Origin of the sequence: Amycolatopsis sp. NPDC051045, assembly GCF_040682955.1 — a bacterium.
Taxonomy (GTDB): Bacteria; Actinomycetota; Actinomycetes; order Mycobacteriales; family Pseudonocardiaceae; genus Amycolatopsis.
The window spans coordinates 374,813-390,517 of record NZ_JBFBCC010000002.1 but is presented as its reverse complement, the minus strand read 5'-3'; the positions used below and the strand labels follow the sequence as shown (position 1 = coordinate 390,517).

20 protein-coding genes are annotated in these 15,705 nt (G+C 71.4%); 6 read left to right on the top strand and 14 right to left on the bottom strand.

The window, feature by feature from the left end:
* Positions 1-16: 16 nt before the first annotated feature.
* The 3 genes from AB0M80_RS05980 to nucS form a co-directional block, all read right to left on the bottom strand.
* On the bottom strand, positions 17-793 hold the full coding sequence (locus tag AB0M80_RS05980) for a hypothetical protein (RefSeq protein WP_364559526.1): 777 nt from the start codon (positions 791-793) through the stop codon (positions 17-19).
* 386 nt (positions 794-1,179) lie between these two features.
* Positions 1,180-1,386, bottom strand: coding sequence for a DUF1653 domain-containing protein (locus AB0M80_RS05975; protein WP_364559524.1), 207 nt, complete (start codon positions 1,384-1,386; stop codon positions 1,180-1,182).
* A 1-nt stretch (position 1,387) separates the two neighbouring features.
* The gene (gene nucS, locus AB0M80_RS05970) at positions 1,388-2,047 is read right to left on the bottom strand and encodes an endonuclease NucS (RefSeq protein ID WP_364559521.1); all 660 of its coding nucleotides are present in this window, start codon (positions 2,045-2,047) and stop codon (positions 1,388-1,390) included.
* A 37-nt stretch (positions 2,048-2,084) separates the two neighbouring features.
* Here nucS and AB0M80_RS05965 point away from each other — a divergent pair, with 37 nt between their 5' ends.
* Positions 2,085-2,630 (top strand): NUDIX hydrolase, encoded by a 546-nt coding sequence (locus AB0M80_RS05965; RefSeq protein ID WP_364559518.1) that lies wholly within the window; start codon positions 2,085-2,087, stop codon positions 2,628-2,630.
* On the opposite strand, the gene AB0M80_RS05960 is transcribed toward AB0M80_RS05965, so the two are convergent.
* The 4 genes from AB0M80_RS05960 to AB0M80_RS05945 form a co-directional block, all read right to left on the bottom strand.
* A complete protein-coding gene (locus AB0M80_RS05960; RefSeq protein WP_364559515.1) occupies positions 2,602-3,066 on the bottom strand; it encodes a DUF2867 domain-containing protein in 465 nt (154 codons plus the stop codon). The two genes, AB0M80_RS05965 and AB0M80_RS05960, sit on opposite strands and share 29 nt — an antisense overlap.
* Positions 3,063-3,563: a helix-turn-helix domain-containing protein gene (locus AB0M80_RS05955; RefSeq protein ID WP_364559513.1), complete on the bottom strand. Its 501-nt coding sequence runs from the start codon at positions 3,561-3,563 to the stop codon at positions 3,063-3,065. Before AB0M80_RS05955 ends, AB0M80_RS05960 begins: the two co-directional genes overlap by 4 nt.
* A 67-nt stretch (positions 3,564-3,630) precedes the next feature.
* The gene (locus AB0M80_RS05950) at positions 3,631-4,398 is read right to left on the bottom strand and encodes an enoyl-CoA hydratase-related protein (protein ID WP_364559510.1); all 768 of its coding nucleotides are present in this window, start codon (positions 4,396-4,398) and stop codon (positions 3,631-3,633) included.
* Complete coding sequence (locus AB0M80_RS05945) at positions 4,377-5,363, bottom strand: helix-turn-helix domain-containing protein (RefSeq protein WP_364559508.1); 987 nt, start codon at positions 5,361-5,363, stop codon at positions 4,377-4,379. Before AB0M80_RS05945 ends, AB0M80_RS05950 begins: the two co-directional genes overlap by 22 nt.
* Before the next feature lie 71 nt (positions 5,364-5,434).
* Between AB0M80_RS05945 and AB0M80_RS05940 the strand changes: the two genes are divergently transcribed.
* Positions 5,435-5,992, top strand: a complete 558-nt coding sequence (locus AB0M80_RS05940; RefSeq protein ID WP_364559505.1) for a cysteine hydrolase family protein — start codon at positions 5,435-5,437, stop codon at positions 5,990-5,992.
* Here AB0M80_RS05940 and AB0M80_RS05935 read toward each other — a convergent pair.
* Together AB0M80_RS05935 and AB0M80_RS05930 are read right to left on the bottom strand one after the other, a co-directional pair.
* Positions 5,985-8,003, bottom strand: a complete 2,019-nt coding sequence (locus AB0M80_RS05935; RefSeq protein ID WP_364559502.1) for a protein meaA — start codon at positions 8,001-8,003, stop codon at positions 5,985-5,987. The genes AB0M80_RS05940 and AB0M80_RS05935 overlap by 8 nt on opposite strands.
* A 110-nt stretch (positions 8,004-8,113) precedes the next feature.
* Positions 8,114-8,635: a PH domain-containing protein gene (locus tag AB0M80_RS05930; protein ID WP_364559499.1), complete on the bottom strand. Its 522-nt coding sequence runs from the start codon at positions 8,633-8,635 to the stop codon at positions 8,114-8,116.
* A gap of 117 nt (positions 8,636-8,752) precedes the next feature.
* Here AB0M80_RS05930 and AB0M80_RS05925 point away from each other — a divergent pair, with 117 nt between their 5' ends.
* Complete coding sequence (locus AB0M80_RS05925; protein ID WP_364559496.1) at positions 8,753-9,379, top strand: LysE family translocator; 627 nt, start codon at positions 8,753-8,755, stop codon at positions 9,377-9,379.
* Complete coding sequence (locus AB0M80_RS05920) at positions 9,379-10,005, top strand: LysE family translocator (protein WP_364559493.1); 627 nt, start codon at positions 9,379-9,381, stop codon at positions 10,003-10,005. The genes AB0M80_RS05925 and AB0M80_RS05920 overlap by 1 nt, the downstream gene beginning before the upstream one ends.
* Before the next feature lie 6 nt (positions 10,006-10,011).
* On the opposite strand, the gene AB0M80_RS05915 is transcribed toward AB0M80_RS05920, so the two are convergent.
* Both AB0M80_RS05915 and AB0M80_RS05910 read right to left on the bottom strand, forming a co-directional pair.
* Entirely contained in the window at positions 10,012-10,836 is an 825-nt protein-coding gene (locus AB0M80_RS05915; RefSeq protein WP_364559491.1) for an NAD(P)H-binding protein, read from the bottom strand.
* Positions 10,829-11,266, bottom strand: coding sequence for a nuclear transport factor 2 family protein (locus AB0M80_RS05910; protein WP_364559488.1), 438 nt, complete (start codon positions 11,264-11,266; stop codon positions 10,829-10,831). The genes AB0M80_RS05915 and AB0M80_RS05910 overlap by 8 nt, the downstream gene beginning before the upstream one ends.
* A 93-nt stretch (positions 11,267-11,359) precedes the next feature.
* On the opposite strand from AB0M80_RS05910, the gene AB0M80_RS05905 reads away from it, so the two are divergent.
* Positions 11,360-11,941 (top strand): TetR/AcrR family transcriptional regulator, encoded by a 582-nt coding sequence (locus AB0M80_RS05905; protein ID WP_364559484.1) that lies wholly within the window; start codon positions 11,360-11,362, stop codon positions 11,939-11,941.
* A 64-nt stretch (positions 11,942-12,005) separates the two neighbouring features.
* Here AB0M80_RS05905 and murA read toward each other — a convergent pair whose 3' ends face one another.
* The gene (gene murA / locus AB0M80_RS05900) at positions 12,006-13,280 is read right to left on the bottom strand and encodes a UDP-N-acetylglucosamine 1-carboxyvinyltransferase (protein ID WP_364559481.1); all 1,275 of its coding nucleotides are present in this window, start codon (positions 13,278-13,280) and stop codon (positions 12,006-12,008) included.
* A gap of 61 nt (positions 13,281-13,341) precedes the next feature.
* On the opposite strand from murA, the gene AB0M80_RS05895 reads away from it, so the two are divergent.
* Positions 13,342-13,914: a cob(I)yrinic acid a,c-diamide adenosyltransferase gene (locus tag AB0M80_RS05895; protein WP_364559478.1), complete on the top strand. Its 573-nt coding sequence runs from the start codon at positions 13,342-13,344 to the stop codon at positions 13,912-13,914.
* Here AB0M80_RS05895 and aroA read toward each other — a convergent pair.
* Together aroA and AB0M80_RS05885 are read right to left on the bottom strand one after the other, a co-directional pair.
* Complete coding sequence (aroA, locus tag AB0M80_RS05890) at positions 13,911-15,149, bottom strand: 3-phosphoshikimate 1-carboxyvinyltransferase (RefSeq protein WP_364559475.1); 1,239 nt, start codon at positions 15,147-15,149, stop codon at positions 13,911-13,913. The two genes, AB0M80_RS05895 and aroA, sit on opposite strands and share 4 nt — an antisense overlap.
* A gap of 105 nt (positions 15,150-15,254) precedes the next feature.
* On the bottom strand, positions 15,255-15,689 hold the full coding sequence (locus AB0M80_RS05885) for a DUF2550 domain-containing protein (RefSeq protein WP_364559473.1): 435 nt from the start codon (positions 15,687-15,689) through the stop codon (positions 15,255-15,257).
* Positions 15,690-15,705 lie beyond the last annotated feature (16 nt).

Genomic DNA, 15,705 nt, shown 5'->3' with positions numbered 1-15,705 from the left:
CGGGAGCGGCTGGGCATCACCGGTCGGTCGGCACCGCGATCTCGCCGTCCTCCTCGATCAGCTTGGCGAGCACCGCGTCGGGCAGGTAGGTCCGGTGCGGGTAGCCCGGGCCCCAGGAGTTGAGCAACGGCACGGCGCCGAGCTCGTCGGCGCGCGGGTTGGCGAGCACGGAGTGCACGTCGTCGACCGACTTCGCCCAGCGGAACGCTTTGATGCCCTGCTTGGCCTCGGCGGTGTACTTCTCCCGGGCGTGCCAGTCGTCGGTGGCGTAGGAGTCGTCCCACAGGACGTGCCCGGCCTCCTTGAGCACCTCGGCCGCGGCCCGGACCGACGTGCCGTTGTCGTCACCGGGGTTGGTCTCGGGCCACTCGTCGCGCTTCTTGGCCGAGTCCCAGAGCCAGCGGGCCGCGTACTCGCTGTCGTTGAAGATCGACATGCAGCGCGACCAGCCGAAGCCGACGCAGGCGCCTTCACGGCCCTGGTCGTAGAACGCGTACCAGGCGTCGGAGTCCGGGGTGCCGCCCGGCTCGAGGCACACGCAGTGGCCGCCGCGGATCCGGCCGAGCTTCGCGACACCGCCCTTCGCGATGAAGAACTCACCGGAGGTCTCGTCCTGTTCCGGCTCGTCGAACGCCGAGTACCAGTTGACCCCGATCACGACCGGCGAGCGGGTGGGCCGGTCCTCGTCGGCCAGCGCGCCGAGCGGATACCTTTCCACGTGCCGCCAGTCGTCCGGAATGAACCGGCCCAGGCGTGGGTCGACCGGATCGGAACCGAGTGGGCGATAACGCATGACTTCCTCCTCCGTGCAGCCGAAAAGGCGCGCACGCCGGCCGGACGGGCATGCACACACCGAGCTCGAAGGCGGACTGAAACGTTGGCACGACGAAGAAAGACGGCCGAGCGCACCACCCTCCGGCCACGCCGGACGCACCGGCGGAACCCCTCGAATCGAGTGTCGCACGCCGGCGGCGAATAAGATCCCGAGCTCACCCGAACAGCGCAAGAATCGCGTTGAAAAAGTAACCACTCACTGCGCGGACGGCTATCGGGTTAACGATTTCCTGGCGGAGCAACAATCACCGAATCAGATACGCCGATTTCGGCATCGATTCGGCATCGGCACCGGGACCGCCCGTTCGGGCAGCCGGCGGGGCGATTTTTTCACCGGCGCCGGAGTCAGTCCGCCACGCGCCGGAACCGCGGAACCCGGCCGGCGGGCGTCTCGACCGTCTCGGCGAACATCGGTTCCGGACGGACCCACAGCCCCCGCTCGCCGTAGAGGGCCCGGTACACCACCAGCTCCTCTTCGGTCTCGCTGTGCCGGGCCACGCCGAGCACCTCGTACTCGCCGCCCTTGTAGTGGACGTACCGACCCGGCTCCACGTCAGAACAGCCGGAATTCGTCGGACTCGATGCCGCGGAGCTCGTCGTAGTCCAGGGTGAGGCAGCGGATACCGCGGTCCTCGGCCAGCGTGCGGGCCTGCGGCTTGATGATCTGGGCCGCGAACACGCCCTGCACCGGCGCCAGGAGCGGATCGCGGTTGAGCAGTTCCAGGTAACGCGTGAGCTGCTCGACGCCGTCGATTTCGCCGCGGCGCTTGATCTCGACCGCCACCGAACGGCCGTCGGCGTCGCGGGCCATGATGTCGACCGGGCCGATCGCCGTGGGGAATTCGCGGCGGACCAGCGTGTAGCCGTCGCCGAGGGTCTTGATGTGCTCGGCCAGCAGTTCCTGCAGGTGCGCTTCGACGCCGTCCTTCTGCAGGCCCGGTTCCTTGCCCAGTTCCTGGGCGTGGTCGTGGAAGATCTCTTCGATCGAGATCACCAGTTTCTCGCCCTGTTTGTTTTCGACGATCCAGAGCTTGCCGTCCTCGATCAGCCAGCAGGGCGGGCTCATCCAGTTCAACGGCTTGTACGCACGGTCGTCGGAGTGCACCGACACCGAGCCGTCGGACTTGACGAGCAACAGGCGGGTGGCCATCGGTAGGTGGGCGGTCAGCCGGCCGGCGTAGTCGACCTGGCACCGCGCGATCACGAGACGCACCCGAGGAGGGTAGGACAGGGTCGGTGATACTGGGCGCGTGGACCCCATTCAGCGTGTCGCGTCCCGCGAGGTGTACCGGAACAACTGGATGACGGTGCGGGAGGACGCGATCCGCCGCTCCGACGGCTCGGCCGGCATCTACGGCGTGATCGACAAACCGTCGTACGCGCTGGTCATCGCCCAGGACGGCGACCGGTTCCGGCTGGTCGAACAGTTCCGCTACCCGCTCGGCGAGCGGCGCTGGGAGTTCCCGCAGGGCACCGCGCCCGACCGCGCCGACGTGCCGCCCGCGGAGCTGGCCGTCCGCGAACTGCGCGAGGAGACCGGGTTGCGCGCCGGCTCCATGGTCCCGCTCGGCAGGCTCGACGTCGCCGCCGGCATGAGCAGCCAGCGCGGCTGGGTGTTCCTCGCCACGGACATCACCGAAGGCGAGCCGGAGCGCGAGCACGAGGAGCAGGACATGCGCAGCGCGTGGTTCGCGCGCGCGGACGTCGAGAAGATGATCCTCACGGGCGACATCACCGACGCGCAGTCGATCGCCGCGTGGGCGCAGCTCATGCTGGCCGAGCGGCACCGGCCTTGAGCATGCCGCGGATCACCAGGTGGTGGAACGGCTTGATCAGGGCGAAGTAGGCCGGCCCGACGCGGTTGTGGAAGTGCACGACCGTGCCGAGCCGGAAGCCGCGCGGCACCGCTTCGACCGTCAGGTACCCGGTCAGGTGACTGTCGTCCGCACCCACGATCAGATAACGCTCGGGATCGCCCGCGCGGACGGTGAAGAACGCGACCTGGTCTCCCGGCTCGAACCCGATGTCCTCGGGCCGGAGGCGGCCGGTGCGCGGCACCGAGGCGGTGTCCAGCCGCAGGGCCTTGGCGAGCAGGTACCGGACGCCGAACAAGGCTTTCAGCCAGGCCGGCGACCAGCCGAACACGCCCGCGACGAACTCGCGCAGGCTGTTCTCGCTCTTGATCTCCTTGAACTCGACGTAGTCGGCACCATCGAGGTAGGGCTCGGTCATTTTCGGCTCCCCAGTACGAGTTCCAACGCGCTCTTCAGCCGCCGCCCGGACAGCGGCGGCACGACCTGGCCGGCGCCGACGACGACGAGGTACAGCGCCCGGCCGAGCTCCGCGTCGCCGCAGATTTCGGTCAGGTAGTCCACCCGGGTGCGGTCGATGCGCTCCTGGACCGTCCGCGCCTCGGCGTCCTGGAGAGCCCAGGCCCGGACGGCGATTTCGAGCCCCGGAGCGGGCCCCGGCGCGACCACCAGGTCCACCAGCGTGCGCAGCCGGTCGCCGCCCGCCTGCTCGGCCTGCTCGACGAACCGCGTGGTGCGCTCGGTCTCGAAGTGCTCCAGCAGCGCGGTGCGGTAGCCGCTCATGCCCTTGAAGTGGTGGTAGAAGGAGCCTTTCGACAGCTCGAGCCGCTCGGCCAGCCGCTCGATCGTCACCGCCGGCGCGCCCTGCTCCGCCAGCAGCACCAACCCCGCGTCCAGCCAATCCCGCTTGCTCGCCATGGCCATACCATACCGTATGGTACGGCGAGCGGTCAGCGCGAGGCGCCACTTCGCGCGGGAGTGGCGCTCAGTCGGGCCAGGAGGGCTTGCGCTTCTCCAGGAAGGCGGCCATCCCTTCGCGGGCGCCGGGCAGCTGCGACGCCGCGGCCATGACCTCCAGTGCGATCGCGTACGCGTCGGCCTCGGGCCGGTCGAGCTGGGCGTAGAGCGTCGCCTTCCCCATTGCCTTACTGGCCCGGCTGCCGCGCGTCGCCCGGGCCAGCAGGTCCGCGACGGCATCGTCGAGCTGCTCGTCGGGCACCACCCGGTTGACCAGGCCCCAGTCGAGCGCCGTCGCCGCGTCGACGACGTCGCCGGTCAGGGCCAGCTCCATCAGGCGCTTGCGGCCGATCGAGCGCGCCACCGGGACCGCCGGGGTGTGGCAGAACCAGCCGCCCTTGCCGCCCGGCAGCGCGAAGCCCGCCGACTCGGCGGCCACGGCCAGGTCGCACGACGCCACGAGCTGGCAGCCCGCCGCCGTCGCCAGGCCGTGCACCCGCGCGATGACGACCTGCGGCACCGACTGCACGGTCTTCATCAGGTCGGTGCACAGCGTGAGCAGCTCGCGGACCCCCATCAGGTCACGCGCGGCCACGTCGCCGAAGTCGTGCCCCGCGGAGAACACCGGCCCGGCGCCGGCCAGCACGATGCCGGTCGCGTCGGACGTGCCCGCCTCGCGGAACGCGGCGAGCAGCTCGGCGAGGTGGTCCGCGGACAGCGAGTTGCGCCGCGCCGCGCGGTTCATGGTGATCGTGACGGTGTCGCCGTCCCGCTTCACGAGGAGATGCTGGTACATGCCTCGACGTTAACCCCTGCGGACCGGAATGTGCGCCGGTAACCGTCCGGGCCGACGCCGACCTCGGCGTGCATCCGCCGTCGCAGGTTCGCCGCCGTCCCCAGCCCGGACCGCTGCGCGACCCGCTCGACCGGCAGCTCGGTCGTCTCCAGCAGCCGCTGCGCGTACCGGACGCGCTGCACGCGCAGCCAGCGCCCCGGCGTCACGCCGGTGGCCGCGGCGAACTCCCGGTGGAACGTCCGCTCGCTCATCCGCGCGTGCCCGACCAGATCCTCGACGCCGATCCCGGAGCCGAGGCGGGCCAGCGCCCAGTCCATTGTGGATGCCATGCCGGGCTGGCCGGTCGGCGGCGGCAGCGGGTGGTCGACGTACTGCCGCTGCCCGCCTTCGCGCGCCGGCGGCATCACCAGCCGGCGCGCCAGCGCGGCGGCGACGTCGGCGCCGTGGTCGCGCCGGACCAGGTACAGGCAGAGGTCGAGGCCGCCGACGACGCCCGCGGACGTCAGGACACCGCCGTCGTCGGTGTAGAGCACGTCGCGCTGCAGGTCCGCCCGCGGCGCGGCGCGGGCGAGCGCGTCGAGGTCGCGCCAGTGCGTGGTCGCCGGGCGGCCGTCGAGCAGGCCGGCGGCCGCCAGCGTGAACGCGCCGGAGCACAACCCGGCGACGGTGCGCCCGTCCCGGTGTGCCCGCCGCAACGCGGTGACCGCCGACGCGGGCACCGGCGCGAGCGGGTCGTCGCGGCCCGGGGCCAGCACGAGGTCGCAGCCGTCGAGGCCGGCGAGCCCGTGCGTGGCCGCGACGTCACCGAACGGCGACACGGGCGTGCGCACCCGGCCGGGGCTGCACAGCCGCACCGTGAACGGGCCGATCCCGCTGTCGGTCCGGTCCTGGCCCCAAACCTCGCCGATCACCGCGAGGTCGAACATCCGGGTGCCCGGCAGCAGCAGAACGCCGATCGTGCGCATGGCAGAAAAGTACCGCATCGCGCGTCTTCTGCCACTCCCGGCGGCGGTGCGGAATGGCGAGACTCGACGGCATGACCGAAACGGCACTCATCCTGATCGACGTCCAGCGCGGGTTCGACGAAGCGGAGTTCTGGGGTCCGCGGAACAATCCCGGCGCCGAAGCGAACATGAAGGCCCTGCTCGACGCGTGGCAGGAGCGCAGGCTCCCGGTGGTGCTCGTGCACCACGACTCGCCGAAGCCCGGCTCGCCGCTGCGGCCGGGTCAGCCGGGCAACGACTTCATGTCCGAACTCGACGGCGCGCGGCCGGACCTGGTGTTCGGCAAGAAGGTCAACTCGGCGTTCATCGGCGACGTCGACCTCGACGCGTGGCTGCGCAAGCGCGGCATCACGAGCTTCGTGCTGGCCGGCATCCAGACGAACTTCTGCTGCGAGACCACCGCGCGGATGGGCGGGAACCTCGGCTACGCCGTGACTTTCGCCCTCGACGCGACGTTCACGTTCGACCTGCCGGGCGTGGACGGCGACGTCGTGACCGCGGACGAGCTGTCCCGCGTCACGGCGGCGAACCTGGCGAACCAGTTCGCCACCGTGAAGTCCACGAAGGAGATCCTGGCCGAGCTCAGCTGAGGCCGTGCCGCTCCCGGATCAGGCTGACGATGCCGTCCATGATCCCGGTGAGCTCGTAGTCCTTGGGCGTGAACACCCGGGCGATGCCGCGTTCGGCGAGCAGCGCGGCATCGTCCGGCGGGATGATGCCGCCGACGATCACCGGGACGTCGCCCGCACCCGCGGCGCGCAGCCCGTCGACGACGTGCGGGACGACCTCGAGGTGCGAGCCGGACAGCACGGAAAGCCCGACGACGTGCACGCCTTCCTGCACCGCGGCCGCGACGATCTGCTCGGGCGTCAGCCGGATGCCCTGGTAGATGACCTCGAAGCCGACGTCGCGCGCCCGGACGGCGACCTGCTCGGCGCCGTTGGAGTGCCCGTCGAGGCCCGGCTTGCCGACGAGGATCCGCAGCCGCTCGCCCAGCTCCGCCTCGGTTTCCCGGACCCGGGTGCGCACCCGCTCCAGTTCGGGGTCGCCCACGCCGGCCACCGCGGAGGCGGAAACGCCGGTGGGCGCCCGGTATTCGCCGAACACCTCGCGGAGCGCGCCGGCCCATTCGCCGGTGGTCACGCCGGCCCGCGCACAGTCCACAGTGGCCTCGAAGAGGTTTTCCGTGGTCTGGGCGCGTTCCTTCAGCGTGGCCAGCGACCGCTCGACGGCGTCGTTGTCGCGCCGGGAGCGCCATTCCTCGATGGCGGTGACGGCGGCCTTCTCGACGGCGGGGTCGATCGTCTCGATCGCCTTCGCCCCCTCGGCCTGCAGCGGCGACGGCTCGGTCGTCCCGAACTTGTTGACCCCGACCAGGACCCGTTCGCCGTTCTCCATCTCGCGGCGGTACTCGGCCAGCGAGGTGACCAGCTGCGACTTCATGTAGCCGCTTTCGACCGCGGCGACCGCGCCGCCGAGGTCCTGCACCCGGGCGATCTCCTCGCGGGCGCCGGCCATGATCTCGTCGACCTTGGCCTGGATGACGTGGGAGCCGTCGAAGATGTCCTCGTACTCCAGTAGGTCCGTCTCGAACGCGAGCACCTGCTGCATCCGCAGCGCCCACTGCTGGTCCCACGGCCGGGGCAGACCGAGGGCTTCGTTCCACGCCGGCAGCTGGATCGCGCGGGCACGGGCGCCGCGGGAGAGCGACACCGCGAGCATTTCCAGCACGATCCGCTGGACGTTGTTCTCCGGCTGGGCCTCGGTCAGCCCGAGCGAGTTGACCTGGACGCCGTAGCGCAGCCGGCGGGCCTTGGGATCCGTTACGCCGTAACGGTCGCGCGTGAGTTCGTCCCAGAGCGCGGTGAACGCGCGCATCTTGGACATCTCCTCGACGAACCGGACGCCGGCGTTGACGAAGAACGAAATCCGCGCGACGACCTTCGCCATGTCGGCCTCGTCCACCTGCCCCGAATCGCGGACGGCGTCGAGCACGGCAATGGCGGTGCACAGTGCGTACGCGACCTCCTGCGTCGGCGTCGCGCCGGCTTCCTGCAGGTGGTAGCTGCAGATGTTGATCGGGTTCCACTTCGGCACGTGGTGCACGGTCCACGCGATCACGTCGGTGATCAGCCGCAGGCTCGGCCCCGGCGGGAAGATGTAGGTCCCGCGGGACAGGTATTCCTTGATGATGTCGTTCTGCGTGGTGCCGGCGAGCTTCGCGAGGACTTCATCGACGTCCCGCCCCTCGGCTTCGGCCTGCTCGCGGGCCACGGAGACGTACAGCGCGAGCAGCCACATGGCCGGCGCGTTGATGGTCATCGACGTGTTCGCCTCGGCGAGCGGGATGCCGTCGAAGAGCCGCCGCATGTCGCCGATGTGCGACACCGGCACGCCGACCTTGCCGACTTCACCGCGGGCGAGCTGGTGGTCCGGGTCGTAGCCGGTCTGGGTGGGCAGGTCGAACGCCACCGAGAGGCCGGTCTGCCCCTTCGCGAGGTTGCGCCGGTAGAGCTCGTTCGACGCGGCCGCGGAGGAGTGTCCCGCGTAGGTCCGCATCACCCACGGTCGGTCTCGCTCGCGGTCCGTTGGGTACGGCACTGGACACCTCCGGCGGTGGATGTTTCGTCGAGTGTACCGACCGGTAACTTATGGTGGCAGTGGAATCGGACACGTCAGGGTGACTCGGTCCTCGGCCTGCTCCGCCAGGCTCAAGCGGCCGAACTGCCCTGCTCCGGCGGGGCCTGGCGGGCCTTGGCCTCGTCGATGGCCTTGGTGAGCACGTCACGCACGCGCTTGGGCTCGCCGACGCCCATCAGCGTCACGGTCCCCGGCCCGGCGAACGAGATGGTGCCGGTGCGGGACGGGCCCGGCTTGAGGACCGGCGCCGACAGGGTGGCCAGCTCGCTCGAGCGTTCCTTCTGCCGGAACAGGCCCGAGCGCGCGATGATCCGGCTGTCCGTCACGGCGTAGGTCGTGCGCCCGAGTGCGAGGTACCGGACGACCGAGCGCCCGACCGCGCCGTACAACCCGATCACCAGGACCACGACGGCGCTGAGCATGGCCGCACCGCTCGGCTGCTGCGCGAGCAGGAACCAGAGCGCGGCCGCGGTGAGGACGAGCCCGGCAGGGACGATCACCCCGTCCGCGGCGACGTAGAGCGGGCGCTGGACCGGCTCTCCCGCCCAGAGCACGCGTTCACCGGGCGAAAGCTCGATTTCCCCTGCTGACATGGCCGAACACTACTCTGCCGGAGCCCGTTCCGCCGAGTTCCGCGTGCGCGTCGGAGAAGAACGCTGTGACGGAAATCCGCGAGACGGGCCGGTACTCGTGGATTAGCGTGGGCAGCCGTGACGTGGAGTGTGTACGGAAGCTACCTGGTCATCGTGGTCCTGATCGTCCTCGCGCCGGGCCCCGACACGATGGTGATGCTGAAGAACGCGCTGTCCGGCGGGTTCCGGGGCGGGCTGCTCGCCTCGCTCGGCATCTTCACCGGCAACGCCGTGCAGGGCAGCGCCGCGGCGCTCGGCCTCGGCGTCCTCATCGCCCGGTCGCAGCCGGTGTTCGTCGCCCTCAAGTGGACCGGCGCGGCCTACCTGGTCTTCCTCGGCGTCCAGGCGCTGCGCGGCGCGTTCCGTGGCGATTACCCCGCCGTCGAAGAGGCCCAGCGCCGCCGGGGCGGCGGCTTCCGGCGGTTCCGCGAAGGGTTCCTCTCCAACATCACCAACCCGAAGGTGCTGGTGCTGTACCTGTCCGTGCTGCCGCAGTTCCTCGACCCGGTGCGCACCACGACGTGGGACGCGCTCGCGCTGGCCTACACCGTCGCCGTGCTCGGCGTGCTGTGGCTGCTGGTGCTGCTGGTGTTCGTGCGCCGCGTGCGGGCGTGGCTGGAGCGCCGCCGGGTGCGCCGGGCCCTGGACGGCGTCACCGGCACCGCGCTGCTCGGCTTCGGCGCCGCCCTCGCCCTGGAGTCCTGATGACCTGGAGCACGTACGCCGGTTTCGCCGGGGTGATGGCCTTCCTGGCGATGATGCCGGGCCCGGACACGATGGTCGTGCTGAAGAACGCCCTGACCGGCGGCGCCCGCGGCGGCGGCTGGGCGTGCGCCGGGATCGCCGTCGCGAACTTCCTGCAGGGCACGGCGGCAGCGCTCGGGCTGGGGGCGGTGATCACGCGCTACCGGCCGCTGTTCGAGACGGTGAAGTGGCTCGGCGCGGCCTACCTCGTCTTCCTGGGCGTCCAGGCCCTTCGCGGCGCCTGGCGCGGGAACTACGAAGCCCTCGACGACGTCCGGAAGGCCCGCGCTTCCCGCGGACGGCGGTTCCGCGAAGGGTTCCTGTCCAACATCACCAACCCCAAGGTGATCGTGCTGTACCTGTCGGTGCTGCCGCAGTTCCTCGCGCCGGGCGTCACGGACCAGGCCGACGCGCTCCTGCTCGCGTACACGGTCGCGGCCCTGGGCCTGGTGTGGCAGGTGTTGCTGCTGCTCTTCGTGCACCGCGTGCGGGGCTGGCTGCAGCAGCGAAAGGTCCGCCGGGTGCTGGACGGTGCGACGGGCACCGCCCTTCTGGGCTTCGGCGCGGCCTTGGCCCTGGAGGGCTGACGTCCTTCACCGAGAAGCGATCTCGTCCCGCACGAAGGCTTCGAACGAGCGGGCGGGCCGCCCGGTGACCTGCTCGACGGCCGGGGTGACGCGGTCTTCGGCGCCGCGCCGGATGTCCTCGTCGAGGGCGGCGAGGACGGCGGCGAACTCCTCGGGCATGCCGGAAGCCGTGAGCCGGGCGGCGAATTCGGCGGTGCCGACCGCGCGGTGCCGGATCGGACGTCCGAGGTGCGCGGCCACGATCGCGGCCGCTTCGGCGTAGCTCAAGGCGGCCGGCCCGGTCAGGACGTGTTCGGTGTTGTGCGGTCCGGGGTCGGTCAGCGCGCGGACGGCGACCGCCGCGATGTCGCCGGCGTCCACGAACGCGACCCGGGCGTCGCCGGTGGCGGTGACGATCTCGCCGTCCCGCACGCCCTGGGCGACCAGGTGCGCGCCGGTGAAGTTCTGCATGAACCAGGACGGCTTCAGCACCGCCCACTCCGGCGCCGCGCGCACCAGCCGCTGCAGTTCGCCGATTCCCGGGGTGTCCTCGGTGACGGCCGACGAGCTCAGCAGGACGACCCGGCGGACCCCGGCGTCCAAGGCGTCCGCCAGGAACGGCGCCACCAGTGCGGCGGGCTCGGCCTCGCCGATCGGCGCCACCAGGTACACAGCGGAGGCGCCGCGCAGGGCGTCGGCGTGGGTGGCCCGGTCGGTCCACTCGAACCGGACCTGGCCGGGCTCGCGCGGCCGGCGGGTGGCGGCCCGGGGCGTGACGCCGGCGGCGCGCAGGCCCGCGACGACCCGGCGGCCGGTGGTGCCGGTGCCGCCGAGGACCAGGACGTCAGCCACGGTCGCCACCGGCGAAGGCCGCGGTCAACTCGTCGACACCGCCGAGGACCTCGGCGGCGGCGAGCGGGCTCCAGTAGTCGCGGTAGCGGCGGATCTCGCCGTCCTCGACGGTGATCACGGCGATGTACGACAGTTCGTACGGCTTCTGCGACGCCACGGCGACGCCGGCGGCGGTGAACTCGACGACGACCACGGCCGGGTCGGTGGTCTCGTGCACGGTCTTGGCGGTGATTTCTCGGACGTCCAGCAGGTTGGGGTAGTCCCGCAGGTATTCGCGAACGGCGTCGCGGCCGTCGAGCCGCGCCGGGTAGCCGGGGCCGGCGAACGGGAACTCGGCGACGCCGTCTTCGGCCCACAGCCCGGCGAACCCGGCCATGTCGTGCTCGAGCAGCAGGTCGAGGGCGTGCTCGACGAGGTCTCGTGGCCGCATGGTGGTCTCCTTCGACAGTTGGACGGGACGGTACCGTCCCGTCGACAGGTTAGCCGGGACGGTACCGTCTCGTCCACCCGCTAGACTGCGCCCATGGCACGCATCCCGACCGGCGCCGCGGTCCTCCAGCCCGAAGTCACCCGGGCCATCACCGACGCCGCGCTGCGAGAGCTCGCCGAACAAGGCTACGGGCGGTTGTCGATGGAAGCGGTGGCCAAACGGGCCGGCGTCGGCAAGAGCGCGCTGTACCGGCGGTGGCGGTCGAAACACGAGATGATCACCGCGGTCGTCGCGGAGTTCAGCGTGCCGCGCGCGGACGTCGAAGACACCGGTTCACTGCGCGGCGACGTCCGCGCGATGCTCCAGGCGGTGCTGGACTGGCTCACGCACCCGCTGTTCTCGCGGATCCTGCCGGACCTGGTCGCGGAAGGCGCGCGGAACCCGGAGCTGGCCGAAAGCGTGCGCACGAGCATCGGCGGACCCCGACGTGACCGCGCGGAGGTCATGGTGCGCCGCGCGATCACGCGCGGCGAACTGCCGGAAGACCTCGACGTCGAGATGGCGCTCGACGTCCTGGCGGCGCCGATCTACTGGCGCCTGGTGGTCCGGCAGGCCCCCGCCGGCCCGGACTACCTGGACCGGCTGGTGGAGTACGCCCTGCGCGCGCTGGGCTGAGACAACCGGGGCTCCGCCCCGGGCCGGGGGCTCCGCCACCCGGAACCCCCTGACCGCAGCTGAGTCACTTCCGCTCGGGATCGCCGTTGACGCGCTTGATGTTCGCGCCCAGGCGGTTCAGGTTTTCGACGAAGTGCGGGTAGCCGCGGTCGATGTGGAAGACGTCCCAGACCTCGGTGACGCCGTCCGCGCACAGGCCCGCCAGCACCAGCCCCGCGCCCGCGCGGATGTCCGACGCCCAGACCGGCGCGCTCGACAGCCTTTCGACGCCGCGGACCACGGCGTGGTGGCCGTCCGTGCGCGCGTCGCCGGACAGGCGCACCATTTCCTCGATGAAGCGGAACCGCGCCTCGTAGACGTTCTCCGTGATCATCGACGTGCCTTCCGACACCGCCGACAGCGCCACCGCGAACGGCTGCAGGTCGGTCGCGAAGCCGGGGTACGGCAGCGTCACCCAGTCGACCGCCTTCGGGCGCTCCGGCTGGACCACGCGGAAACCCTTGTCCCCGAACGTTTCGACGTCCGCGCCGGCCAGCTGCAGCTTGTTCAGCACCAGGTCGAGGTGGTGCGGGTTGACCCCGCGCACGGTGATGTCGCCCCGGGTCATCGCGGCGGCGAACGCCCAGGTCGCGCCCACGATCCGGTCGCCGATCACGCGGTGCTCGGTCGGGTGCAGCTGCTCCACGCCGTGCACGGTCAGCGTCGACGTCCCGGCGCCTTCGATCTTCGCGCCCATCTCGGTGAGCATCGTGCAGATGTCGACGATCTCGGGCTCGCGCGCGCAGTTGTCGATGACCGTGGTGCCCTCGGCCAGCACGGCCGCCATCAGGATGTTCTCGGTCGCCCCGACGCTCGGGAAGTCGAGCCAGATCTGGGCGCCGACCAGCGTCTCGGCCTTCGCGACGACGCAGCCGTGCTCGATGGTGCTCGTCGCGCCCAGCTTGCGCAGGCCGTTCTGGTGCATGTCCAGCGGGCGCGAGCCGATCGCGTCGCCGCCCGGCAACGCCACGACGGCCTGCTTCAGCCGGCCGACCAGCGGCCCCAGCACGCAGACGGACGCGCGCAGCTTGCCCATCGCCGCCGAGTCCGCGCGGTGCGACAGCTCGGCCGGTGTCGTGATGGTGGCGGTGTCGCCCTCGATGACGACCTCGCAGCCGACGCTCCGCAGCACGTCGCCCATCAGCGGGACGTCGAGGATCTGCGGGCAGTTCGTGATGGTCGTGGTCCCCTCCGCGAGGAGGGCGGCGGCCATCAGCTTCAGCACGCTGTTCTTCGCGCCGACCACGTCGACCTCGCCGACCAGCCGGGCTCCGCCATGCACGTCGAAGTGCTCGCTCATGGCCGCCAATCATGCCCTCTCGCCCGGATTCGGCCCGGGCGGGGGCCGCTATGGTGGCTTCATGGTCGTTCGCATCAACCGCGTGTACACGAAGGTCGGCGACAACGGCACGACCGCGCTCGGCGACGGGTCCCGCGTGCCCAAGACGTCCCCGCGGCTGGGGGCGTACGCGGACACGGACGAGACGAACTCGGTGCTCGGCCTGGCGATCGCGGTCGGCGGGCTGCCGGACGAGGTGACCGACGTGCTGCGCGCGGTGCAGAACGATCTCTTCGACGTCGGGGCCGACCTCTGCCTGCCGATCTCCGACGACCCGCCGTACCCGCCGCTGCGGATCACGGAGAAGTACGTCGAGCGGCTCGAAGGCTGGTGCGACGAGTTCAACGAGCGCCTGCCGAAGCTGTCGTCGTTCATCTTGCCGGGCGGCACCCCCGGTGCGGCGTTCCTGCACCAGGCCCGGACGGTGTCCCGCCGAGCCGAGCGGTCCGCTTGGGCGCTGTACGAGGCGGAGCCGGAGACGACGAACCCGGTGGCGTTGAAGTACCTGAACCGGCTGTCGGACCTGCTGTTCATCCTGGCAAGGCTGGCCAATCCCGAGGGTGACGTCCTGTGGCAGCCGGGCGGGCAGCCCTAGATCCCCCAGCTCGCCCGCAGGGACCCCAGCGCCTGGTGGAAGCCGGGGAACGTCTTCTTCACGCACTCCGGATCGTCCAGGGTGATCCCGGGGGTGCGCAGGCCCGTGATGCTGAACGCCATCGCGATCCGGTGGTCGCGGCGGCACTTGACCAGGGCACCCGAGGGTGTCCCCGGCTGGATTTCGATCCAGTCGCGCCCCGTCTGAACCGCCACGCCGAGAGCGCGCAGGTTCTCCTCGCACGCGTCGAGCCGGTCGCACTCCTTGATGCGCGTGTTGTAGACGTCCTCGATGCGCACCGGACCGGAGGCGAACGGCGCGATCGCCGCCAGGGTCGGGACCGTGTCCGAGATGTCGCGCATGTTCACCGTGATCCCGCGCAGGCCGTCCGACGGGCCGGCCACCGTCACCGAGTCCGGCGTCAGCTCCACGTGCGCGCCCATCTGCTCCAGCACCGACGCGAACCGCACGTCGCCCTGCAGAGCGTCGGAGCCCAGGCCCGGGACGGTCACCGTGCGGCCGGTGACCGCCGCCGCGGCCAGGAAGTAGCTCGCCGTCGACGCGTCCGGCTCCACCGGGTACTCGCACGCGCGGTACGGCTGCGCGGGGACCACGAACGTCCGGCCTTCGCGGCGGACGTCGACGCCGAAGCGGCGCATCATCTCCAGCGTGATCTCGACGTACGGCACCGACACGAGGTCGGTGACCGTGATCCGCAGGCCCTCGGCGGTCAGCGGACCGACCAGCAGCAACGCCGTCAGGAACTGCGACGACAGGCCCGCGTCCAGGGTCAGCTCGCCGCCCTTGATGCCGTTCGCGCGGACAGTCAGGGGGTGGTGGCCCGGCTCGCCGTCGAAGGTCAGGTCGACGCCCAGCTCCTGCAGGGCGTCGGTCAGCGGTCCGAGCGGGCGGCGGCGCATCTGACCGGAGGCGTCGAAGCGGAACGTCCCGGTGCCGGCCGCGGCCAGCGCGGGCAGGAACCGGGCCGTCGTGGCCCCGTCCCGGCAGAAGACGTCCGCTTCGGCCACGCCCGGGCCCGACGGCCTGCCTTCGATGGTCCACGCACCCGGCTGCCGGTCGACGCGGTAGCCCAGCTTCGCGAGCCCCTCGGCGAAGCCTTCGGTGTCGTCCGAGTGCAGCGGACGACCGAGCACGGTGGTGCCGTGCGCGGCGGCCGCCAGGAACAGGCCTCGGGCAGTGACGGACTTGGAGCCGGGGATGTCGACGAGAGTCACGATCCCGAGTCTACGGAGTGCTCGGAAACCGGAACTCACGTGATCCGACGCGTCACTCGCGTGATTGGAGCCGGAACTCGCGTGATTGGGGGCGTAACTCGCCGGTCAGGAGGCGCGCGGGAGGCGGCGGCCGGGTGGGGCCGACTCAAGCCAGGAAAGGAAGCCGGTCAGCGCGCCTGGGCCCATGGCGATTTCGATGGCTTCCTGGGTCTCCGACTCGCAGCGCAGCACCGTCGAGCCCTCGGGAACGGCGTAGGCCTCGCCGCCGGACGGGTCTCGGCGGTCGGCGATCTGCATGCTTTCGCGCTGGAAGACGCGGTCCGGGCCGGTCCGCAGGCTCCACACCCGGTACCAGACGAACTCGTCGCCCTCGTAGCGGCCCAGCCCCAGGTGCCAGCTGGCGCGCGGGTCGTCCGGACGCCACCGCAGCGCGACGCTCACGCCGCCACCGCGGCGCATCCGGATCCACCGCTGGCCGTACCAGGCGGCCAGCACGACGAGCACAGCCAGGAGCCCCTCTGCCACCAAGGTGATCTCCACGGCCCGGCTCCTGCCC